This is a genomic window from Leifsonia xyli (genome assembly GCA_001647635.1).
Lineage (GTDB): Bacteria > Actinomycetota > Actinomycetes > Actinomycetales > Microbacteriaceae > Leifsonia > Leifsonia xyli_A.
This window is the reverse complement of sequence record CP014761.1, coordinates 2,093,739-2,115,025: the sequence shown is the minus strand read 5'-3', so window position 1 is coordinate 2,115,025 and position 21,287 is coordinate 2,093,739. Positions and strand designations below refer to the sequence as shown.

Here is a 21,287-nt window from a genome sequence, read left to right as displayed (position 1 = left end):
TGGCGACGGGCGGACGCGAGGGGTACGCGCTGTTGCGCATCCCGTTCCCATGTGCCAGCATTGAGACGAGTTGATACCGGTACCAAAAACTGGATCGGTGGAGGGAGACACATGCTGGGCTTCAACGAAGAGGAATACTTGGAGCAGGTCCGCAGCACCGTCGCGCTGCGGCCGCAGATCGAGGAGCTGGCCGAGCGCGTCAGCGCCGGACGCTGGAAGAACATCTACTTCATCGGCGCGGGCGGCACGTACGCCGCCGCGCTCCCCTACGAGCGCTTCTTCCAGACGCACTCGTCCTTCCCGGTGCGCGCCGTCATCGGCAAGGAATTCGTGCTCGCGCCGGACCCGCAGTTCGGCCCCGACTCGGTCGCGATCTTCGCCTCCGTGTCCGGCACCACCGAGGACATCCTCGAGTGCGTCGAGTTCGCCCGCGAGAAGGGTGCGCTGACCGTCGGCTTCACCGGCTACCCGGAGAGCCCGATCGCGTCCGCCGTCGACGAGGTGCTGCTGTCGGCGCCCAAGGCGTGGCCCTTCGACGTGCAGTTCCTGACGTTCGCCGCCAAATTCCTCTCGCTCCGCGGCGAGTTCGACGGCTACGACCGTCTCGTGAAGGACCTCGAGGCGCTGCCCGAGGCCCTCATCGCCGTCACCGAGCAGGCCGACCCGATCGGCAAGACCTTCGCCGAGAAGCACGCCGAGAACGACTACCACTTCCTGACCGGTGCCGGCCAGCTGTGGGGCTTCACCTACCTCTACTCGATGTGCATCCTCGAGGAGATGCAGTGGCTGACCACCACGCGCGTCCACGCCGCCGAGTTCTTCCACGGCTCGCTCGAGCTCATCGAGAAGGACACCAGCATCATCGTGTTCGCGGGCGAGGACGAGACGCGCCCGCTCACCGACCGCGTCATCTCCTTCTCGAAGGAGTACAGCGACGACGTGACCGTCATCGACACCAAGGACTACGCTCTCCCGGGCGTGAGCGACGAGTTCCGCGGGCTGCTGGCGCCGATCGTCGTGGACGCGGTCGTCGACCGCTTCAGCAAGCACCTCGCCCAGGTGCGCGACCACTCGCTCGACCTGCGCCGCTACTACCGCGTCGTGGCGTACTGAGCGGGCGTCGATGAGCACGGTGCGCGTCCTCGGTCTCGGGGACAACATCGTCGACCGGTTCGTCGATCGCGGCGTCGAGTACCCGGGCGGGAACGCGGTGAACGTCGCGGTCTTCGCCCGGCAGCTCGGCGCCGAGGCGGCGTACCTGGGGGTCTTCGGCGACGATGAGCAGGGGCGCTTCGTGCGTGCGGCCATCGAGGACTGCGGGGTCGACACCTCGCGGTCCTCGGTGCGCCCGGGTCCCAACGGGATCACCGAGATCGAGACGGTGGACGGCGAGCGCCGTTTCCTGGGCTGGAACCAGGGGGGTGTCACGATCAGCGACCCGGTGCGGCTGAGCGAGGAGGATCTTCGCTACATCTCGGGCTTCTCGCTGGTGCACTCGAGCGCCTACTCGGGCATCATCCCGGAGCTGCCGAAGCTGGCATCCACGCGGGTGCTGCGCTCGTACGACTTCTCGTCCGAGCCCGAGTACCGCACGACGGAGTACCTGGACGCGGTCGGCCCGTGGATCGACCTCGCCCTCGTGTCGCTCGGGGGCAGTCCCGCACGGACACTTGGGCCGAGCTCCGACGCATCGCATCGTACGGGCCGTCGCTCGTGCTGGGGACCCAGGGGGATGACGGTGCGGTGCTGTTCGACGGCGACGCGTACTACTACTCCGACGCGGCGCCGGTGCCAGGGCCGTTCGTGGACACGATGGGATGCGGCGACGCGTACGTGAGCGCGTTCGTGGTTGAATTGCTCCGATCCGGCTGGCGCAGGAATGCGCGGGCCGGCGGCGCCGCTCTTCATCGGTCGATGCGGCGGGCGGCGCAGTACGCCGCGCGGCAGTGCACGGTCGAGGGCGCGTTCGGTCACGGGCGCGCGGTCGATCTGGCCGCGCGGGTCGGCTCGCTGCCGCCGGTGACGGCGGGCGAAGCCGGCTAGGGCGGAGGCCGCCCCGGATCAGGAAGGGGTGGCGATGTCTACGGAGCGGGACCACCGCACTCCCTCGCCGACGATCTCCGAGGTGGCGGCCGCGGCCGGCGTCGGCCGCGCGACCGTCGCCCGGACCCTCGGCGGCTACGGCTCGGTGAGCCCGAAGACGCGGGACCGCATCCTCGCCGTCGCCAAGGAGCTCGGCTACCGGCCGAACACGATCGCCCGCAGCATGACGACGGGGGAGACGCGCACGCTCGGCGTGGTGCTCGCCGACGTCGGCAACCCGTTCTTCGCCGGCGTGCTGCGCGGCATCAGCGACGCCGCGCGCAAGGCCGACTACGACGTGATCGTGCTCAGCACCGACGAGAGTCTGCAGCAGGAGGCGGCCGCGATCGACGTGCTCGTCGACAAGCAGGTCGACGGGATCGCGTTGGCGCCGGCCGCCGGTCGTTCCGCGTCCCTGCCGCATCTGGAGATCGTCGCCAAGCGCGAGATCCCGCTGGTGCTGCTCGACCGCCTCGTGGACACGGTGGATGCGGACGCGGTCGTCATCAACAACCGTGAGGCGTCGCGCCAGGCCGTGCTCTCCCTCATCGAGAAGGGCCACCGGCGGATCGGCTTCGTCTGGGGACCGGTGACGAACGAGCCCGCGGCCGACGCGGACGATCTGCGCCGCATCCTGGACCACGCGCTCTGGTCGGACGGCGAGCGCCTGCTCGGGTATCTCGAGGCGCTGGAGCACGCCGGCATCCCCTTCGACACCTCGCTCGTCACGCACGTCGTCAAGAACGAGTCGCAGGCCACGCGGGCGGTGCTCGGGATGCTGGCGCTGTCCGACCCGCCGACCGCGATCTTCGCGACCGAGACGGATGCGCTCACGGGTTCCCTGCGCGCCATGCGGCAGCGCGGGCTGCGCTGCCCGGAGGACGTGTCGCTGATCGGCTTCGACGACAGCTCGTGGGCGAGCGTGATGACGCCGCCGATGTCGGTCGTCGCCCAGCCGATGCACCAGCTCGGCGAACTGACCGCCGAGTGCCTGCTCGCCCGCGTCGCCGGCAGCGAGGCGCCCGTGGCCACGCACGTCCTCGAGGCCGACTTCATCGAGCGCGACTCCGTCGCCCCGCCGCCCTCTCGCTAGCCCCTCCCCCTCCCCTCCCGCCGTCCCCCTTCCCACCCACCAGCCGCCGAAGGGCAGCTAGTTGCGGTCGACACGCCGTGCAGGTGCGCAACAAGCTGCACTTCGCGCTTTCTTGGGCGATGTTGATACCGGTACCAAAATCACGTATAGTCATCGCAACCGGTCGCGTGGAGCGACCCACGATCCAAAGACGGGTCAGCGGACGAACCCGACCGCACGACCCGCACGACGGGAGATGAGCGTGAAGAAGACCAGGACCATCACGGCAGCGGCAGCGGGCGTCATGGCGCTCGCGCTCACCGCCTGCTCCTCGGGCGGCGGCGCCAGCGCCGACATCACCGCGAAGCCGGACTACTCCGGCAGCATCAGCATCCTCACCGCCGCCGCGGGCGACCCGCTCGGCTCGTACTTCGAGGGCCTGGTGAAGGATTACACCAAGCTCCACCCGCAGGTGAAGATCACCCTCGCCCAGGAGACGGACGACAACGCGATCAAGGACAAGGAGAAGGTCCTGATCGGGTCGCAGTCGCTGCCCGACATCTACTTCAGCTACGCCGGCAACTGGGGCGAGAACTTCGCCGCCAACGGCCTGGCGGTCGACCTCACCTCCGTCATCGCGCCGGGCACGTCCTGGGGCGACACCTTCGGAGAGGGATCGCTCAACGCCTTCAAGTACGACGGCAAGTACTACGGCATCCCGCAGTATGTGGATGGCAAGTTCATGGGCTACAACAAGAAGGTCTTCTCCGACCTCGGCCTGAGCGTGCCGAAGACGCTCGAGGAGCTGATCTCCGACTGCTCGACCATCAAAGCCGCCGGCATCACCCCGATCGCGTTCGGCAACAAGGACGGCTGGCCCGGCCTCCACTACCTCGGCCAGCTCTTCGCGTATGACGTCCCGCAGAAGACCCTCGAGGCCGACCTGCTGCCGAAGACCGCGAAGTACACGGACGAGGGCTACCTGGAGGGCATGAAGCAGTTCCAGGAGCTGGTGACCCAGTGCACCGGCGACGCAGGCAACTCCAACGGCGTCACCTACACCACCGCCCAGCAGCAGCAGGCGACCGGCAAAGCCGCGATGTACTACCAGGAGCTCATCGAGTTCGACTCGGTGAACACGAAGGACAGCCAGCTCGCCAAGGACGGCTTCGGCATCTTCCAGCTGCCCGCCGCCGAGGGCGCGAAGGGCGACACCTCGACGCTCGAGGCCGCGCCCGAGGGCTACATGATCAACAAGAAGAGCAAGAACGCCGCGCTCGCCCTCGACTTCATGAAGTTCGTCATGAACACGAAGAACGCGACAACGCTCTCCTCGCCGCCGTACGGCCAGCCGAGCGCGGTGAAGGATGTGGTGACCGACCAGACGTCGAGCCCGGCCGTCGCCGAGGGCACCAAGCTGGTGAACGACGCGAAATCGACCGTGGTCTGGCTGGACATGGCGAGCGTGCCCTCCGTCGGCGACGCGTGGGTCTCCGTCTCCGAGGGTCTCGTCTCCGGCAGCCTCACCCCCGAGGCGGCGCTGAAGGCCGTGCGACAGGCGTCCGAGAAGGCGAAATGACCACCACTCAGGCCCCACAGGCTCCCGTCCGGCCGCGGCTCGACCGCGGCCGGACGGCCCCGGCCCCCGGCCGCGTCGCCCCGAAGGCGGCAAAGCGGGGTCCCGCCCGCTGGCGCGGCCTGATCTGGCTGGTCCCGGCGCTGGCCGTGCTGGCGATCTTCGTCTACTGGCCGCTCCTGCAGAACATCGTCTTCAGCTTCCTGAAGTGGAACATCTACAGCGGCGACCAGACCTTCGTCGGCGTGGACAACTACGCCGAGATCGGCCAGGACCCGATCTTCTGGAAGGCCCTCGGCAACAACACCTGGTACGCCGCGATCTCGATCGTCTTCCAGGTCTTCGGCGCCCTCGTGCTCGCCGCCATCGTCGAGAGCGTGCGCAGCGAGCGCTGGCGCAAGGCGTTCCGCGCGATCTACTTCATCCCGTCGGCGATCTCGCTGACCGTCGCCGGCCTCCTGTTCTACTTCATCTACCAGCCGCAGACCGGCCTCCTGAACGTCTTCCTCGACAACCTCGGCCTCGGCCAGTTCTCCCAGGCGTGGCTCGGGCACGAGGGCACGGCGATCTTCGCGATCATCGCGATGAGCCAGTGGCAGGGCTTCGGCTACAGCGTGCTGCTGTTCTCGGTGGCGCTGCAGCGCATCCCGCAGGAGCTGTACGAGGCCGCGAACCTCGACGGCGTCGGCCCGGTGCGCCGGTTCTTCCAGGTCTCGCTGCCGCTCGTGCGCGAGATGACCGGCCTCATGATGATCGTCACGATCTCGGGTGCCTTCCAGGTCTTCAACGAGGTCATGGTGATGACCAGCGGCGGCCCGAACAACTCCAGCCAGGTGCTCGGCACGTGGCTGTACCACGCCGGCTTCGTCACCAACGACTTCGGCTCGGCCGCCGCGATCGGCGTCGCCATCTTCGTCATCACGCTGCTGCTGGCCGCGGCACAGCTCGCCTACTCGCGCAAGAGGAGAGTGGAATGGTAGCCCTCGCCCGTCTCGGCCGCGGTGTCCGCACCGCCCTCATGTGGGCGCTGCTGATCGCTCTCGCCGTCCTCGTCCTCTACCCGCTGCTGTGGATGGTGACCAACGCCCTCAAGACCAACGCCGAGCTGTTCGGCAACCCCTTCGCGCTCCCGACCGAGTGGCTGTGGCAGAACTTCGGCAAGGCGTGGAACCAGGGCGTCGGCGACTTCGTCTTCACCAGCGTCTCGCTGACCGTCCTGGCGACCCTCATCACCGAGCTGATCAGCGCGTGGGCGGCGTACGGGCTGACCCGGGTGAACATCCCGCTCAACCGCAGCTTCACCGTCATCGTGCTCGCCGGCCTGATGCTGGCGCCGACCGTCGCGCTGATCCCGCTGGTCAAGCTGTTCCAGGCGTGGGGACTGTACGACACGTTCCTCGGGCTGCTGATCCTCTACACGGCGTTCCGCATCCCGTTCACGGTGTTCCTCATCCGCGCGTACATGCTCGACCTGCCGCGCGAAGTGGATGAGGCCGCCTCGATCGACGGAGCATCACGTGCCGCGACCTTCTGGCGCATCATCCTGCCGATGAGCATGCCGATCATCGCGACGACCATCGTGCTGAACGTGCTGCAGAACTGGAACGAGTACCTGTTCGCGATGATCTTCACCAGCGGCACCGGCGTGCAGACGCTGCCCGTCGGCCTCGCCGACATGATGTCGAAGAACGGCACGCAGTATCCGGTGGTCTTCGCCGGGATGGTGATGGCCGCGCTGCCGATGGTGATCCTGTTCTTCGTGTGCCAGCGCTACTTCGTGCGCGGTCTCGCCGGCGGCGTGGGCAAGTAGCGGGGTGCGGGCGTACCTCGAACTCGTCCGCGTGCCCGGTGTCCTGCGGGTCACCGTCTCGCAGCTGGTCGCGCGCTTCCCCCTCGGGATGCTGTCGCTGGCCGTGCTGCTGCACGTACGGCACGCGACAGGGTCGTACGCGCTGGCCGGACTCGTCGTCGCCTGTGTGAGCGTGGGCGAGGCGATCGCCATGCCGTTGGTGAGCCGGTCGGTCGGCGTGCTGGGCATCCGCGGGCCCGTGCTGGCCGCGGCGGTGCTGAATGCGACAGGGATGCTCGTGCTCGCCTTCGGCCCGCCCGTGCCGGTGCTGATGCTCGTTCTCGGTGCGGTGATCGGGGCGTCCGTCCCTCCGCTGATGCCCGTGGTGCGCGCGCTGTACCCGCGGCTGGTGCCCCGCCGCGCGGTCCCGGCGCTGTTCGCGCTCGACACCTCGGCGCAGGAGCTGATCTGGATCACAGGGCCGGTCGCGGCGACGCTGCTGAGCGGCGCGGTCTCGACCCGGGCGCCGCTCGTGCTGGCCGCGGCCGTGACGGTGGTCGGGACGGTGTGGTTCCTGCTCGCGCCCCATATCGCGGGCGTGCGGCTGCCGCGGAGCACGTCCCGTCCCGGCGCGGTGCTGCTCACGCGCGCGGTGCGGCTCGCGGCCGCCGCGAGCTTCGCGCTGATCGCGTCGTTCGGGGCGCTGGAGCTGGCGCTGATCGCGCGGTTCGACGGTGACGGCGTGCTCGCGGGGGTCGCGATCGCGGTCTCGAGCCTCGGCTCGCTCCTGGGCGGGATCGCGTTCGGGCACCGGCGGATCGGCCCGCGCACGCTGGCGGCGATCCTCGGCGGGGTCGCGGTGGCGACGGCGGCCGCCGGGCTGGTGCCGGGCATCCCGCTGCTCTACGCGGTGCTGTTCCTGTCGGGCCTGGGCTTCGCGCCGTCGCTCGCCGCGCTCTACGCGATGGTGTCCGCCGCCCTGCCGGAGTCATCGACGCCGGAGGCGTTCGGCTGGCTTAACACCGCGGGCCTGATCGGCGCAGCGACCGGAACGGCCGTCGCCGGCGTCCTCGGCGACGCGCTCGGGGCCGCCGGTCCGTTCGCCGCGGCGACGATCGCCTCCGTCGTCGCCGCGCTGCTGCCGCTCGCCCCGGGCCTCCGCCCGCGTCCGGCCGCCGCCTGACGCACATCCATGGGTCGCAACACGCCGTTATCGCCCGCGCATGACGGCGTGTTGCGACCCATGGATGAAGCGGATCGGGTTGCGAGCGTCACGATGCGGACGGAACCACGTCTGAGGAAGTGAGTGTTCTCATCCACGACTTGGAGGCATCATGACGTCCGTTCCCCCCGCACCTGAGCAGTCGACCGCCCCACCGGCGCCGGGATACGCTGCTCCGGCCTACCCGGCCGCGCCGCCGCACGCGAACCCCTCGACGAACACGCTCGCGATCGTCGCGTTCGTCTGCTCCTTCTTCGTCGCCCTCGTCGGCGTCATCTGCGGCCACATCGCCCTCTCGCAGATCAAGCGAACGGGCGAGAACGGCCGTGGACTCGCCCTGGCCGCGGTGATCATCGGCTACGCCTCCCTCGCGCTGTCGGCCATCTTCGGCTTCATCTTCGTGGTCGCACTGGCCACGGCCGCGAGCGCCGCTAGCACGGGGTACTACGGCTGATCTCAGGCCGCGGTCGGCACGTTTCGCACCATGCGACGCTGTGCATCACAGCTCAGTGGCTGAGGGCCACCCGGGGACTTTCGCCGTATTGGGCGCGGTAGCGGCGGGTGAAGCGGTCGAGGTCGGCGAAGCCCCACCGGCCGGCGAGCTCGGCGAGGTCGGTGGAGGTGGGATCGGACACCAGCAGATCGGTGCGTGCGGCCGAAAGCCGCACGGTCCAGAGGTAGCTGCGCGCGGTGCCACCGTGGCGCTCGCGGAACGCCGCATTCAACTGGCTGATGGTGGTGCCGGCCGCGTTCGCGATGTCACCGACCGTGATCGGCAGCGACGCATGGTCTTCGATGAAGCGCACCGCGAGGCGGTACTTCTGCTGGAGCGCGGCAGGTGAGAGCGGCCTCTCCGCCGGGTCGGCGCTGAGCGGGAAGCACTGCAGCGCGGCCATGGCGAGCGTGTGAAACAAGCTTGCGCGCACCAGCGGGTGGCGGAACGTGCCCGATTCCATGTACTCGGACGCCACCGTCGCGGCGGTCATCATGTACTCGGCACGCCGTGGGTCGACGGTCTCGGCCGAGCTGAAGACGACCGGGCCCTCGTGACCGAACGCCGTGGCCGCCACGTCCCGCAGGACATCCGGCGACAGGAAGATGTTGACCACGTCGCTGTCCTGGGCGTAGCAGGTGAAGTCGTGCCCGGGCCGGATCAGGAAGGGCGCGCGCGAGCCGAACCCGTGCTCGCCGTCGATCTCCCAGCGGTAGATGTCGCTCTTGACGTTGACGATGACGACGTCGTCGAAGTCGCCGGACGTCTCCCACTCGCCGCCGATCGCGTAGCGCGCGACGGAGAACGACGGATCGACCACCTGGTCGACCTCGAACGCGAAGTCGTTCTGCGGGAGTCGTGCGAACGCGAAGTGCCCGCCGGCCTCCGCCATCGCCGCATCCGCCTCCTCCGGGTCGGAGGTGTGGCTGTGCAGGCGCGTGATATCAGCCATCCGCCAACGCTATCCCGGACCCCTGACAGTGACCAGGATGGGGCTCAGTCCGCGTGCCCCAGCACGTGCACCGGGATCCCGAACGACAGAGCGATGCACAGGATGCCGGCGAAGAACACCAGGCCCTGGAAGGCGGCCAGCGTGTCCGCGAGCCCCAGGAGGAAGATCCCCACCAGGAACAGCAGGAAGCACAGGATGAACGCGATCACGTCGCCCATGGGTCACTCCGTCTTTCGTGCGGCCGCAGTCTCGCGGCGGTTGGCCTTCTTGATCTCTTCGACCAGCTGGTCCTTCGTCATCCGGGTGCGACCGGAAATGTCCAGGCGCTTCGCGACGTCGAGCAGGTGGCTCTTGGACGCGTTCGCGTCGACGCCCTCCTGCGTGCTCGCCTTGGTACCGCGACCGCCCGCGGCCTTGCGGTCGGAGGGCCCGTTCTGCGCCTTGCGCTCCCAGTGATCGCCGACCTTCTCGTACTCGTGCTTCAGCGCGGAGAAGGCGGTGCGGTGGGCGCGTTCGCCCTCGCCGTACTCCTTCACCGCGGAGTCGTGCGCCTTCGACCAGAGCGCCTGCGCGTGCTTCTCGGAGCGCTCGAGGGTGGAGGGGAGCTCCTCTGATGCGGGCATGATCCTGTGGTACTCCTTCCGCTGCCGGTGGGGCTAGTACTTCTCCACAGCTACCCTCGTCGCGCGAGTCTTCAACGGGTCTCGTGGCTTCCGTTACCTCGGTCGCAGGCTCCGTCGGCGCAACAGCAACCACCGGGCGGTCACGCCGCCGCTGATCGACCTCGTCGCGGCCGGACTGTTCGACCCGACGTCGTTCATCACCCAGGAGGTCGGCGTGGTGGACGCGCTGGAGCGGAGGGATACCGTGGTGGGGTGACCGACGATCGTGAGCCCTCGCCGCCCCTGTCCGCCGTGGTCACGATGGACACTCGCGGCCCGGGAGCCGCGGGAGGGCCCACCTTCGTCCTCGTGCACGGCATCGGGGTCAGCTCGCGGTACTTCGAGCGGCTCGTGCCGGCGCTCGCCGAAGAGGGGCGCGTCGTCACAGTCGACCTGCCCGGCTTCGGGAAGGCCCGGAACCTCCGGCGGGTGCGCGGGTTCTCGATCGAGGACTTCGCCGACGCGGTGGCGATCGCGCTCGACGGCCTCGGGATCGTGGACGCCGTCATCGTCGGGCACTCGATGGGGACTCAGGTGGCGATTGCGCTCGCCGACCGCCGCCCCGACCTCGTCCAGGGCCTCGCGCTGCTCGGCCCGGTCATGGCGCCGCAGGATCGCAACGCCCTCAAGGCGGGGCTGCTCCTCGGCATCGACATCTTCCGCGAGGACGCGCGGGGGAACCGCATCGTGATCGGCGACTACCTGCGCTGCGGCGTCCGCTGGTACCTCGCGACGCTCCCCGCCATGCTCGGGTTCGAGACCGAGCGCGAGCTGGGGCGGTGCCGGGTGCCCGTGGTCGTCATCCGCGGCGGCCGCGATCCGATCGCGCGCGACCCGTGGATGCAGCAACTGGCGGCGAGCAGCGGAGGGACCGGCACCGCCGTCCCCGGCGTCGCCCACCTCGTCATGCACGGCGCGCCGTGGCGCACCGCCGCCCTGATCCGGCAGGGGGCGACGGTTCCGAGATGAAGCGCACGCTCCTCCGCAAGGCGGGCGTGGTCGCCCTCGACTACCTGTACGCCGGCCGTTACCAGCTCCGCGCGCTCCTCGACCGCAGCACACCGGACGCGCTGGTCGCCGGCGCGGGACACCGTGCTCCCGTCGTCCTGCTGCCGGGCATCTTCGAGACGTGGCGGTTCCTGCGGCCGCTGAGCCGCCACATCCACGCGCGGGGCCACCCGGTGCACGTCGTCACCGGGCTCGGGGACAACCGGATGTCGGTGCCGGAGGCCGCTGCGCTGGTCACCCGCCACCTGGAGCAGCACGACCTCCACGACGTGGTGATCGTCGCCCACAGCAAGGGCGGCCTGGTCGCCAAGTACCTGATGGGGATGCCCGACTCCGGTCCGCGCATCCGCACCGCCGTCACGGTCGGCACGCCGTTCGCCGGCTCGTCGCTCGCGCGGTTCATCCCGCTCCCGAGCGTCCGGGCGCTCATGCCCAACACCCCGGGGTTGCTGCGCCTGGCGCTCAGCCGGGCCGTGAACGCGCAGATCGTGTCCGTGTGGGGCTGGTTCGACCCGCACGTGCCCGGGGGCAGCCGGCTGGATGGCGCGCGCAACATCGAGCTGGACGTCGGCGGCCACTTCCGCATCCTCGCCCGGCCGGAACTTCTAGCCGTCGTCGACGAGGTGCTGGCCGCCGCTGACTGACCTCTGTCGCAGTCCGGGGACCCGGCGCTACCCTGCCGCTCAGAACGGCCTCCGGGAGGAATCATGCACGTCCGCATCCACCGCGTCCGCGTGGCGGCCGCCGGCGCCACCATCGTCCTCGCAGCGGCCCTCGCACTCGCGGGCTGCGCAGGAACGCCCAGCGGAGCCGCCGTCGTCGGCCGCTGGGGCTCGACGTCGTCCGGCCAGCCGAACCTGGACATCCAGAACGACGGCACCTTCTCGGGCAGCGACGGCTGCAACCAGTTGAGCGGGCAGGGCCAGATCGACGGCGACGAGATCACGTTCGGATCCATCGCCTCCACGATGAAGGCGTGCGAGGGCGTCGACACCTGGCTGAGCAAGGCTGCGACCGGCAACGTCTCGGGCAGCACGATGACCGTCCTCGACGACGGCGGCGCCACGATCGGCACCCTGAAGCGTTCCGGCTCCTGAGTCGCGCGCACTGACTATCCACTCCGACGACGGCCTGATTAACGTGTGACCCGCCACGCCCGGCCATGCCCGACCGGGATGCGGATCACGAGCTGTCGAGGAGTGAAGAAATGGCAAACGCCGAGGACAAGAAAGCCAGCACGAAATCGCCAACCACCGCCTACACCGGGTTCAACGACCGCACCCAGCTCAACCCGATCTTCGCCCGGCCGGGCGAGGCGACCGAGCTGCCGCTGGATCGCATCCCGCCCACGGAGTCGCTGCCGGAGACCGCGTACTGGGTCGTGCACGACGAGTCGATGCTCGACGGGAACGCCCGCCTCAACCTGGCGACATTCGTCGGCACCTGGATGGACGAGTACGCCGCCCGGCTGTACTCCGAGTCGGCCGACAAGAACATGATCGACAAGGACGAGTACCCGCAGACGGCCGCGATCGAGACCCGCTGCTGGAAGATCGTCGCGGGGTTGTGGAACTCACCCGACCCCGAGAAGTCGATCGGCACGTCCACGATCGGCTCCTCGGAGGCGTGCATGCTCGGCGGCCTCGCCCTGAAGCGCCGCTGGCAGCTCGCCAGGAAGGCCGCTGGTAAGCCGTACGACAAGCCGAACCTCATCATGTCGAGCGCAGTGCAGGTCTGCTGGGAGAAGTTCTGCAACTACTGGGATGTCGAACCGCGCTACGTGCCGATCAGCGACGACCACAAGGTGCTCGACGGCCACGACCTCGAGAAGTACGTCGACGAGAACACGATCGGCGTCGTCGCGATCATGGGCGTGACCTACACCGGGATGTACGAGCCAGTCGACGAGATCGCGAAGGCGCTCGACCGCATCCAGGAGGACACCGGACTCGACATCAAGATCCACGTGGACGGCGCGTCCGGCGGCATGATCGCGCCGTTCCTGCAGCCGAACCTGGTGTGGGACTTCCGCGTCGACCGCGTCGTGTCGATCAGCACCTCGGCCCACAAGTACGGCTTGGTGTACCCGGGTCTCGGCTGGGTGGTCTGGAAGACCGTCGACGACCTGCCCTCCGACCTCGTCTTCGACGTCACGTATCTCGGCGGCCACATGCCGACGTTCGCCCTGAACTTCTCGCGTCCGGGCGCGCAGGTGCTGCTGCAGTACTACCTGTTCCTGCGCCTCGGCTTCGACGGCTACTACCGCGTCCAGAAGGCGTCGCAGGATGTGGCCCTCTACCTGTCGAGCGAGATCGCCAAAATGCCCGCCTTCGAGCTGTGGAACGACGGCTCCGACATCCCGGTCTTCGCCTGGCAGCTCAAGAAGGGGCACACCGACAAGTGGAACCTCTACCACCTGTCCGAACGGCTGCGGCTGAAGGGGTGGCTCATCCCGGCCTACCCGATGCCGGACGACCTGAGCGACCTCACGGTGCAGCGCATCGTCGTGCGCAACGGCCTCAGCCGCAACCTCGCCGAGTCGCTGGTGATCGACATCCGGGAGGCGGCCGACTACCTCGACGCGCTCGAGGCGCCCATGCCCACGGAAGGCCAGACGCACTCCTTCACCCACTGAGCGCGACGCGCTCGCAGCACAGAGCGGAGCAGACCATGACCGCAACCAGCGAACCGCACAAGCACGCAGGATCCCCGCAGCGCGCCGACGGCACCCCGGCGCCGTCCGTCGAGCACGTCAAGCCGCATCCGTTCGGCACCGTGTCGCACAAGCCGGCGATCGGCGCGCCGGCCACGACCTCGACGAAGTTCATGAGCGTGATGCAGCTCGCCATCCTGACGGTCGTCGCGGTGGCCTCCCTCCGCAGCCTGCCCGCCATGGCCGGTTACGGTCTCGGCTCGGTGACGCTGTTCATCATCCCGGCGATCTTCTTCCTGATCCCGGTGGCGCTGGTCGCCGCCGAGCTCGCGACGGGGTGGAAGGGCGGCGTCTTCACCTGGGTGCGGAAGGCGTTCGGCGAGCGCTGGGGCTTCCAGGCGATCTGGCTGCAGTGGGTGCAGAACGTGGTCTGGTACCCGACACAGATCGCGTTCATCGCAGCCTCGCTGGCGTTCGTGTTCCTCGACCCGAACCTGGCGAACTCCGGGTTCTACACCGCCGTCGTGATCCTGGTCATCTACTGGTTCTCGACCTTCATCACCCTGCGCGGCGGCAACCTGTTCGCGAAGGTCGGGTCGTGGTCGGGACTCGCCGGCACGATCTTCCCGGGTGTGCTGCTCATCCTGTTCGGGATCATCTGGCTCGCATCCGGCAACACGAGTCAGGCGCCGCTGCAGGCGTCGGACATCATCCCGCCCTTCACCGGGATCGCGTCGATCGTGCTCATCGTCTCCAACGTGCTCGCGTACGCGGGCATGGAGGTGAACGCCGTGCACGCGAACGACATGAAGAACCCGGGCAGCGGCTACCCGAAGACGGTGCTGATCTCGTCGATCCTGATCCTCGGCATCTTCATCTTCCCGACCATCGCGATCGCCGTCGCGGTGCCGTCGAGCAAGCTCGGGCTGACCACCGGCATCAACCTCGCCTTCCAGACGTACTTCGACGCCTGGGGGATCGGCTGGGCCACCCCGATCATCTCGCTGCTCATCGCGCTCGGCGCGTTCGCGTCGGTCGTGACGTGGATCGCCGGTCCGTCCCGCGGTCTGCTGGCGGCGGCCCGCTCGGGCTACCTGCCAACGTTCCTGCAGCGGAGGAACAAGGCGGGCGTGCAGGTCGGCATCCTGAACGTGCAGGGGATCGTCGTGACGCTGCTCGCGGCGCTGTTCATCTTCGTGCCGAACATCAACACGGCGTTCATCCTGCTCGTCGACATGGCGGCAGCGCTGTACCTGATCATGTACATGCTGATGTTCGCCGCGGCCATGCGGCTGCGCAGGACGCACCCCGAAGTGAAGCGGACATACCGCACGCCCGCGATGGGCCTCATCGCGACGATCGGCTTCATCGCCTGCTTCGCGGCCTTCGCGCTGGGCTTCATCCCGCCCGCCGGGTTCGCCGCAGGGGCTCCGGGATGGGCGTACCCGCTGCTCGTGGCGGTGGTCGTCGTCATCCTGGGCGTCCCTCCGCTGATCTTCTACGCGGCGCGCAAGCCGCACTGGGATCAGCGGACCGCCGAGGAGAAGGCGACCTTCGATGACGTGCTGGTGAACCCCGGGGAGACTACGCCCGGCACCACTGCGCCGAAGGCACCGCCTGCCGCACCACCGGCGCCGCCCGCTCCGACGGCGCCGGCCTAACCCGTCCCGTCCCCCGACAACCGGGCGGGGTCGGCCGCCCGGGTCGATCGTCGGATCGGGTCAGGCGGCCGCAGGGGTGGTGTAAGCGCCGTCCGCGAGATCCTCGAGCAGGGTCGGGCCGACGGGCTCCCAGCCGAGGCGTGCGCGGGTGAGGGCGCTGGAGGCGGGGATGTCGGCCCCGAAGAACATGCCGATCCAGCCGAACTGCGACTGCGCGTCGGCAGGATCGATGGACGCGGCCGGCACGCCGACCGCCGCGCCGATTGCCTCCGCGATCGCCCGGGCCGGGACGCCCTCCTCGGCCACCGCGTGCACCACGCGCGCTGCGTCTGGGTCCTCCAGCGCACGGCGGATGAGACGCGCGACGTCGCTGCGGTGCACCGCCGGCCAGCGGTTGGAGCCGTCGCCGACGTAGCCGGCGACGCCCTTCTCGCGGGCGATCGCGGTCAGGACCGCCGTGAAGCCGTGGTCGCCGTGGCCGTGCACGGTCGGCGCGAAGCGCAATGCGACCGGGCGGATGCCGCGGTCGGCCGCCGCGAAGGCAAGCGCCTCGGCCCCACCGCGCGGAGCCTCCGGTCCGCTGAAGGGGACGGCGTCCTCCTCGGTAGCCACGCGCCCGGGCGTGAGCATGGCCACGCCGGAGGCGAACAGCAGAGGCTTGCCGGTGCCCTCCAGTGCGGAGGTGAACGTCTCCATCACCGCGCGCTCGGTTGCCGCCGCGCCCGGCATGTCCGAGAAGTCGTGCTTGTACCCGAGGTGGATGACCGCGTCCGCGGCCCCGGCCTGCTCGCGGAGGGCGTCCAACGCGTCGAGGTCACCCACGGCGGGCGTCGCGCCCGCGGCGCGGACCTTCGCGGCCGATCGCTCGGACCGGGCCATCCCGACGACCTCGTGCCCGGCCGCGACGAGCTCGGGAACGGTGGCCGAGCCGATCCATCCGGATGCTCCTGTGACGAATACGCGCATGGTGCGCTCCTCTCGTAGTCATGTCAGAGACTGACGTCAGCGACTGACATCACGATAGCACCGATGTCAGTCGCTGTCATCACTACACTGGAGCTGTGGGACGTTGGGAGCCGGGAGCACGCGAACGCCTCGTGGAGGCGGCGCTCGACCTCTTCGCCGACCCTGGATTCGAGGAGACGACCGTCGCGGACATCGCCGCGCGCGCAGGCGTGACCGAGCGCACCTTCTTCCGCCACTTCGCAGACAAGCGCGAGGTGCTGTTCGCCGGGTCCGACGAGTTCCAGGCCACGGTGCTCACCGCGATAGAGGCGGCCCCGGCCGGGCTGTCACCGCTGGAGGCGGCGTCGGCGGGCATGGAGGCGGCGGCCGCGTTCCTGCAGAGCCGGCCCGATCGCGAGTTCCCGCGCCGCCGTGCCGCGGCGATCGCGGCCAACCGGAGCCTCCAGGAGCGCGAGCTGCTGAAGCTCGCGACAGTGGCGACCGAGTCGGCGCGCGCGCTGGCGGGTCGCGGGGTGCCTGTCATCGAGGCGGCCGTCGCCGCGGAGGCCGCGATGGCCGCGTTCCGCCTCGCCTTCGAGCGGTGGGTGACGGCGCACGAGGTTCTGGATCTGCGGGAGCTCGTGCGGGAGCGGGTGGCCGCCTTCCGCACGCTCGCGTGAGAAAAGCCCCGCCCCACACCCGCCCGGTGGGATGATGACCCCCATGGATGAGCCGGTCGCCACCGTCGCCCCGCACCCCCACCACCATCACGGCTGGTGGTGGAAGACGCTGCTCACCGGGCTCGCCCTGTGGATCCTGACAATCATCGTCACCGCGGTCACCGGCAACACGAACCTGATCCCGACGCTGATCCTGCTCGGCAGCTTCCTGGTGCCGTTCTGCGTCGTGCTGTTCGCGATCGAACGCGTCACCGGCAGCATCAGCTCCCTGCAGCTCGTCCTCGCGTTCTTCATCGGCGGCATCTTCGGCGTGCTCGGCGCCTCCCTGCTCGAGGTGAACCTGCACCAGAGCTGGGGGCTCTACCTGCTCGTCGGCCTCATCGAGGAGTTCGTGAAGGCGGTGCTGCTCATCATCATCGGCTGGCGCGTCGTGCCGAAGACCGCGACGCAGGGCGCGCTGCTCGGCGCGACCGTCGGCGCCGGCTTCGCCGCCTTCGAGTCGGCCGGGTACGCGTTCAACGCGGCGATCACCTCCCGCGGAATCGACCTCGTGTCGCTGCTGCAGACGGAGGTGCTGCGCGCCATCCTCGCGCCGGTGGGTCACGTCCTATGGACGGCCGTGCTCGGCGCGGTCTTGTTCGGAGCCGCTCGCGGGCGCACCCGGTTCCGCTTCTCGATCTGGATCGTCGTGACGTACCTGGGCGTCGCGGTCCTGCACGGTCTCTGGGACTCGGCGAGCGACCTGGCCGCCGTGATCGCGCTCATCGCCAACGGCCGCGCGCTCGAGGAGCTCACGACAGCCGGAGGTCTCACGGCGCAGACGGCGGATGCGGTGACGGCTCTCGCAGGCATCCTCTACATCGTGGTGCTGATCGTGGTCGCTGCGGGCGGCCTGCTCACGCTGTGGCTGATCCTGCGGCACTACCGCCGGGCAGAGCAGCGACGGACGGCGGAGCGGCCGATCGTCTGACCGACCTCACTCCTCGGTGAGCGCCTCCTGGGCCTCCTTCGGCAGCTTGCGCACCTTCGTGCGCCGCTTGCGCCGGTCCGGGATCATCGACCGCATCTCCTCCAGGCGGCCGAAACACAGCAGGCGGTCGCCGGACTCGAGCACCACGCCGCTGCGCGGGTTCGGGATGACCGATGTGCCGCGGTGCAACGTCAGCACCGAGATGTCGCGGTCGGCGAGTCCGGAGTCGCGGAGCATCTTGCCGACCAGGTCGGCGTTGGTGTGCACGAGCAGTTCGGCGACGCCGTAGCCGGTCGAGACGCTGAGCCGCTGGCGCACGTCGATCTCCGGAAAGGCCACCTGGTTGTCGATGAAGTCGATGATCGCCCCGGCCACATCCAGGCCGGTCGCGCGCTCGATGCCCTCGAGCCCGGGCGACGAGTTGACCTCCATCACCAGCGGGCCGTCTTTGCCTTCGAGCATGTCGACACCGGCCACGCGCAGACCCATGATCTGCGCCGACCGCACCGCCGCCTCCTCGAACTCGGGCGTCAGCGCGACCTTCTCGACGGTGCCGCCGCGGTGAACGTTCGAGCGGAACTCGTCGCCGCTCGCCACGCGCCGCATCGCCGCGACGACGCGGTCCCCGACGACGAGCGCGCGGATGTCGCGGCCGCGGCTCTCCGCGATGAAGCTCTGGATGAGGACGTTCTGCTTCGTCGAGTGCAGCGTCTCGATGATCGACTCCGCGATCTTCGCCTCCGGCGCGAGGATGACGCCGATACCCTGAGTGCCCTCCAGCAGCTTGATGACGACCGGCGCCCCGCCGACGCGCTCGATCGCCATCCGCACGTCGGCGCGGCTGTTCACGAACGCCGTGCGCGGCATCCCGATGTTGTGGCGCGACAGGATCTGCGTCGCCCGCAGCTTGTCGCGCGAGTTGGTGATGCCGTTCGCCGTGTTCGGGGTGTAGACGTCCATCTGCTCGAACTGCCGCACGACGGCCGTTCCGTAGTACGTGATCGAGTTGCCGATGCGGGGCAGGATGGCGTCGTAGTCGGACAGCAGTCGCCCGCGGTACTGCAGGTCGGGCTCCTCGCCGGAGAGGTCGATCGCGAACCGCAGCGTGTTGAGCACCTTCACGGTGTGGCCGCGGCTCTCCGCCGCCGAGCGCAGGCGCTGGGTGGAGTACGCGTGCGGGGCGCGCGACAGGATGGCGAGTTTCACGGGGGAGCTCCTGCGAAGATGGGGGAATGGCCGACACCCATCTAAACACCGACGACGCCGGCACGCGCACGGTCGGCTGGCGCGAATGGGTGAGCCTCCCGGGCGTCCCGGTCGAGTGGATCAAGGTGAAGGTCGACACGGGCGCGCGCAGCTCCTCCCTGCACGCGTTCGAGATCGAAGAGCTGCCCGGGGATCGGGTGCGCTTCCAGGTGCATCCCTGGCAGGACTCCGACCGGGACGCGGTGACCGCCGAGTGCGCGGTGCACGACCGGCGCGTGGTCCGCAGCTCGTCCGGGCACACCGAGGAGCGGGTCGTCGTGCTCCTCGACCTCGTGCTCGGCGGCCGGACCGTGCGCGCCGAGACGACGCTGACCAACCGCGACCAGATGGGCTTCCGGATGCTGGTGGGCCGCGAGGCGCTGCGTCAGGGGTTCGTGGTGGACCCGGCGCGGTCGTTCCTGGGCGGCCGGGCGCCGCGAGAGGTCCGCCGCCGCAACCGCGGGCGCGAGCTGGGCTGAGTCAGCCGGTCGGCTCCAGCCCGAGCTCGCGGCGCCAGTGCGCCAGGAACTCCGCGCCGGCGTCGTCGTGGATCGCGTCGCCGATCGTGATCACCTCGTAGGGCCGCTCGAGCACGCCGTCGGCGGGGCGCACATCCACGTGGGCGACCTCGTAGCCGGCGTCGTGGACGAAGTCGGCCATCTTGTAATCGCTGCGGGAGTCGCCGACGGACCGCCAGCGGCGGGGGAGCGGCCCGCGCGCCGCGAAGTAGTCGAACGCGCGCTGGGCGCCGCGGTCCTTGTCGAGCAGCACCGACTCGATGTCCGTGGAGATGATGGTCGGGTCGATGCGGAACGGCACGGCGCCGGACGCGTCCGGCGACACGCGATCCCGGTACCGCAGCCCCACGCCGAGCCCGGTGAGCACGTCGAACGCCGCATCCTCGAACCGGCCCTGCGCCTCGGCGTAGGTGTCCGCGTCCACGTCGGTGCGCTGCTCCACGGAGATCATCGCGCGCTTGGTCTCGTCGAAGAACATGGTGTCGGCGAAGCGCTCGCGCACCAGCCGGCGCACCGCATCCACCGCCTCTGGCGCGAACGCGACCGACTCGTCGACCGTGACCTCGCCCATCCCGCCGCCGGTGATCGGCGCCCACGCGCCGCCCTTCTCGAACACGCCGAACATGCGCGCGCCGTGCTGGTCCAGCGCCTCGCCGAGCCCGGCGTCGCACAGCGGGGCGACCACCTGGTTGCGGATGAAGTCGCCCGACCGCCCGGTGATGAACGCGATCGGGACGCCGGCCGCGGCCATCGACACCAGGTCGGTGACGATGCTGCGGATGGCGATGGTGCGGGTGACGGGGCTCGCGAGGGGTCCGTCGACGTCGAAGAGGAGGCCGAGATTGTGCACGGTCCCATTCTCTCGCTGCGACAATGGACGCATGTCGCAGCCCGAGCCCGCAGCCTCCCCGCTGTGGCACCCCGAGGCGCCGAGCACCGTGGTCGAGGCCGACAACCTGTCGGTGCTCGCCGGGCTGCCCGACGGCGCGTTCCGGCTGATCTATCTCGACCCGCCCTTCAACACGGGCCGACCGCAGGCGCGGCGGACGCTCACCTCGGTCCGGTCGGAGGGCGGCGCGGGCAGCGTGGTCGGCTTCAAGGGCCGCAGCTACGAGCGGATCAAGGGCGACCTGATGCGCTACGACGACCGGTTCGAGGACTACTGGGGCTTCCTGGAGCCCCGGCTCATCGAGGCCTGGCGGGTGCTCGCCGACGACGGGACGCTGTACCTCCACCTCGACTACCGCGAGTCGCACTACGCGAAGGTGCTGCTGGATGCGCTGTTCGGCCGGGAGTCGTTCCTCAACGAGATCATCTGGGCGTACGACTACGGCGCGAAGCCGAAGAACCGCTGGCCGGCTAAGCACGACACGATCCTCGTCTATGTGAAGGACCCGTCCGCCTACCACTTCGACTCGGCCGCGGTCGAGCGCGAGCCCTACATGGCGCCCGGGCTGGTCACTCCAGAGAAGGCGCAGCTCGGCAAGCTGCCCACGGACGTGTGGTGGCACACGATCGTGTCGCCGACCGGGCGCGAGAAGACCGGATACCCGACTCAGAAGCCGGAGGGCGTGCTGCGGCGCATCGTGCAGGCGTCGAGCCGCGAAGGGGACTGGGTGCTCGACTTCTTCGCCGGCAGCGGCACCACCGGGGCCGTGGCAGCGGGGCTCGGGCGGCGGTTCCTCCTGGTGGACAGCAATCCGGCGGCGATCGACGTCATGCGCGAGCGGCTCGGCGACGACGTGCGGTTCGTCTGACG

The 21,287-nt window shown here is 69.6% G+C and carries 21 protein-coding genes and 1 pseudogene; 17 read left to right on the top strand and 5 right to left on the bottom strand.

The window, feature by feature from the left end; all coding sequences use genetic code 11:
- The first annotated feature begins 111 nt into the window (after positions 1-111).
- The 8 genes and pseudogenes from A0130_10330 (at position 112) to A0130_10295 (ending at position 8,195) form a co-directional block, all read left to right on the top strand.
- Positions 112-1,113: a silent information regulator protein Sir2 gene (locus A0130_10330; GenBank protein ID ANF32017.1), complete on the top strand. Its 1,002-nt coding sequence runs from the start codon at positions 112-114 to the stop codon at positions 1,111-1,113.
- Positions 1,114-1,132: 19 nt separating this feature from the next.
- Positions 1,133-2,043: pseudogene (locus tag A0130_10325) on the top strand (sugar kinase).
- A 34-nt stretch (positions 2,044-2,077) separates the two neighbouring features.
- Positions 2,078-3,175: a LacI family transcriptional regulator gene (locus A0130_10320; GenBank protein ANF32016.1), complete on the top strand. Its 1,098-nt coding sequence runs from the start codon at positions 2,078-2,080 to the stop codon at positions 3,173-3,175.
- A 235-nt stretch (positions 3,176-3,410) separates the two neighbouring features.
- Positions 3,411-4,733, top strand: a complete 1,323-nt coding sequence (locus A0130_10315; protein ID ANF32015.1) for a sugar ABC transporter substrate-binding protein — start codon at positions 3,411-3,413, stop codon at positions 4,731-4,733.
- Between the two features lie 119 nt (positions 4,734-4,852).
- The gene (locus A0130_10310; protein ANF33389.1) at positions 4,853-5,710 is read left to right on the top strand and encodes an ABC transporter permease; all 858 of its coding nucleotides are present in this window, start codon (positions 4,853-4,855) and stop codon (positions 5,708-5,710) included.
- Positions 5,704-6,540: an ABC transporter permease gene (locus A0130_10305; GenBank protein ANF32014.1), complete on the top strand. Its 837-nt coding sequence runs from the start codon at positions 5,704-5,706 to the stop codon at positions 6,538-6,540. Before A0130_10310 ends, A0130_10305 begins: the two co-directional genes overlap by 7 nt.
- 4 nt (positions 6,541-6,544) lie before the next feature.
- Positions 6,545-7,702, top strand: a complete 1,158-nt coding sequence (locus A0130_10300; protein ANF32013.1) for an MFS transporter — start codon at positions 6,545-6,547, stop codon at positions 7,700-7,702.
- Positions 7,703-7,853: 151 nt separating this feature from the next.
- Positions 7,854-8,195 carry a hypothetical protein gene (locus A0130_10295; protein ANF32012.1) on the top strand — a complete coding sequence of 114 codons (342 nt, stop codon included), beginning with the start codon at positions 7,854-7,856 and terminating at the stop codon, positions 8,193-8,195.
- A gap of 52 nt (positions 8,196-8,247) precedes the next feature.
- Here the strand turns inward: A0130_10295 and A0130_10290 are convergent, their stop codons facing one another.
- Together A0130_10290 and A0130_10285 are read right to left on the bottom strand one after the other, a co-directional pair.
- Positions 8,248-9,186 carry a hypothetical protein gene (locus tag A0130_10290; protein ANF32011.1) on the bottom strand — a complete coding sequence of 313 codons (939 nt, stop codon included), beginning with the start codon at positions 9,184-9,186 and terminating at the stop codon, positions 8,248-8,250.
- A gap of 221 nt (positions 9,187-9,407) precedes the next feature.
- Positions 9,408-9,809: a cation transport regulator ChaB gene (locus A0130_10285; protein ID ANF32010.1), complete on the bottom strand. Its 402-nt coding sequence runs from the start codon at positions 9,807-9,809 to the stop codon at positions 9,408-9,410.
- Between the two features lie 252 nt (positions 9,810-10,061).
- Between A0130_10285 and A0130_10280 the strand changes: the two genes are divergently transcribed.
- The 5 genes from A0130_10280 (at position 10,062) to A0130_10260 (ending at position 15,170) form a co-directional block, all read left to right on the top strand.
- Positions 10,062-10,817 (top strand): hypothetical protein, encoded by a 756-nt coding sequence (locus A0130_10280; protein ANF32009.1) that lies wholly within the window; start codon positions 10,062-10,064, stop codon positions 10,815-10,817.
- Positions 10,814-11,500: an alpha/beta hydrolase gene (locus A0130_10275; protein ID ANF32008.1), complete on the top strand. Its 687-nt coding sequence runs from the start codon at positions 10,814-10,816 to the stop codon at positions 11,498-11,500. The genes A0130_10280 and A0130_10275 overlap by 4 nt, the downstream gene beginning before the upstream one ends.
- A gap of 63 nt (positions 11,501-11,563) precedes the next feature.
- A complete protein-coding gene (locus tag A0130_10270) occupies positions 11,564-11,953 on the top strand; it encodes an META domain-containing protein (protein ID ANF32007.1) in 390 nt (129 codons plus the stop codon).
- 110 nt (positions 11,954-12,063) lie between these two features.
- The gene (locus A0130_10265) at positions 12,064-13,491 is read left to right on the top strand and encodes a glutamate decarboxylase (protein ANF32006.1); all 1,428 of its coding nucleotides are present in this window, start codon (positions 12,064-12,066) and stop codon (positions 13,489-13,491) included.
- 35 nt (positions 13,492-13,526) lie between these two features.
- The gene (locus tag A0130_10260; protein ID ANF32005.1) at positions 13,527-15,170 is read left to right on the top strand and encodes an amino acid:proton antiporter; all 1,644 of its coding nucleotides are present in this window, start codon (positions 13,527-13,529) and stop codon (positions 15,168-15,170) included.
- Between the two features lie 60 nt (positions 15,171-15,230).
- Here A0130_10260 and A0130_10255 read toward each other — a convergent pair whose 3' ends face one another.
- Entirely contained in the window at positions 15,231-16,136 is a 906-nt protein-coding gene (locus tag A0130_10255) for a 3-beta hydroxysteroid dehydrogenase (protein ANF32004.1), read from the bottom strand.
- A 95-nt stretch (positions 16,137-16,231) separates the two neighbouring features.
- Between A0130_10255 and A0130_10250 the strand changes: the two genes are divergently transcribed.
- Positions 16,232-16,795, top strand: a complete 564-nt coding sequence (locus A0130_10250) for a TetR family transcriptional regulator (GenBank protein ID ANF32003.1) — start codon at positions 16,232-16,234, stop codon at positions 16,793-16,795.
- A gap of 31 nt (positions 16,796-16,826) precedes the next feature.
- The gene (locus A0130_10245; protein ID ANF32002.1) at positions 16,827-17,765 is read left to right on the top strand and encodes a hypothetical protein; all 939 of its coding nucleotides are present in this window, start codon (positions 16,827-16,829) and stop codon (positions 17,763-17,765) included.
- A gap of 6 nt (positions 17,766-17,771) precedes the next feature.
- Here A0130_10245 and A0130_10240 read toward each other — a convergent pair whose 3' ends face one another.
- Complete coding sequence (locus A0130_10240; GenBank protein ANF32001.1) at positions 17,772-18,971, bottom strand: alpha-L-glutamate ligase; 1,200 nt, start codon at positions 18,969-18,971, stop codon at positions 17,772-17,774.
- A gap of 26 nt (positions 18,972-18,997) precedes the next feature.
- Here A0130_10240 and A0130_10235 point away from each other — a divergent pair, with 26 nt between their 5' ends.
- Complete coding sequence (locus tag A0130_10235) at positions 18,998-19,489, top strand: hypothetical protein (protein ID ANF32000.1); 492 nt, start codon at positions 18,998-19,000, stop codon at positions 19,487-19,489.
- 1 nt (position 19,490) lies between these two features.
- Here the strand turns inward: A0130_10235 and A0130_10230 are convergent, their stop codons facing one another.
- On the bottom strand, positions 19,491-20,378 hold the full coding sequence (locus A0130_10230; protein ANF31999.1) for a hypothetical protein: 888 nt from the start codon (positions 20,376-20,378) through the stop codon (positions 19,491-19,493).
- Positions 20,379-20,409: 31 nt separating this feature from the next.
- Between A0130_10230 and A0130_10225 the strand changes: the two genes are divergently transcribed.
- On the top strand, positions 20,410-21,285 hold the full coding sequence (locus tag A0130_10225; protein ANF31998.1) for a DNA methyltransferase: 876 nt from the start codon (positions 20,410-20,412) through the stop codon (positions 21,283-21,285).
- Positions 21,286-21,287: the final 2 nt, after the last annotated feature.

Excerpts from the sequence above, each read along its gene's own strand:
- A0130_10330 (ANF32017.1), top strand. The coding sequence starts at position 112 with ATGCTGGGCTTCAACGAAGAGGAATACTTGGAGCAGGTCCGCAGCACC.
- A0130_10320 (ANF32016.1), top strand. The coding sequence starts at position 2,078 with ATGTCTACGGAGCGGGACCACCGCACTCCCTCGCCGACGATCTCCGAG.
- A0130_10315 (ANF32015.1), top strand. The coding sequence starts at position 3,411 with ATGAGCGTGAAGAAGACCAGGACCATCACGGCAGCGGCAGCGGGCGTC.
- A0130_10305 (ANF32014.1), top strand. The coding sequence starts at position 5,704 with ATGGTAGCCCTCGCCCGTCTCGGCCGCGGTGTCCGCACCGCCCTCATG.
- A0130_10295 (ANF32012.1), top strand. The coding sequence starts at position 7,854 with ATGACGTCCGTTCCCCCCGCACCTGAGCAGTCGACCGCCCCACCGGCG.
- A0130_10290 (ANF32011.1), bottom strand. The coding sequence starts at position 9,186 with ATGGCTGATATCACGCGCCTGCACAGCCACACCTCCGACCCGGAGGAG.
- A0130_10285 (ANF32010.1), bottom strand. The coding sequence starts at position 9,809 with ATGCCCGCATCAGAGGAGCTCCCCTCCACCCTCGAGCGCTCCGAGAAG.
- A0130_10275 (ANF32008.1), top strand. The coding sequence starts at position 10,814 with ATGAAGCGCACGCTCCTCCGCAAGGCGGGCGTGGTCGCCCTCGACTAC.
- A0130_10270 (ANF32007.1), top strand. The coding sequence starts at position 11,564 with ATGCACGTCCGCATCCACCGCGTCCGCGTGGCGGCCGCCGGCGCCACC.
- A0130_10265 (ANF32006.1), top strand. The coding sequence starts at position 12,064 with ATGGCAAACGCCGAGGACAAGAAAGCCAGCACGAAATCGCCAACCACC.
- A0130_10260 (ANF32005.1), top strand. The coding sequence starts at position 13,527 with ATGACCGCAACCAGCGAACCGCACAAGCACGCAGGATCCCCGCAGCGC.
- A0130_10255 (ANF32004.1), bottom strand. The coding sequence starts at position 16,136 with ATGCGCGTATTCGTCACAGGAGCATCCGGATGGATCGGCTCGGCCACC.
- A0130_10245 (ANF32002.1), top strand. The coding sequence starts at position 16,827 with ATGATGACCCCCATGGATGAGCCGGTCGCCACCGTCGCCCCGCACCCC.
- A0130_10235 (ANF32000.1), top strand. The coding sequence starts at position 18,998 with ATGGCCGACACCCATCTAAACACCGACGACGCCGGCACGCGCACGGTC.
- A0130_10225 (ANF31998.1), top strand. The coding sequence starts at position 20,410 with ATGTCGCAGCCCGAGCCCGCAGCCTCCCCGCTGTGGCACCCCGAGGCG.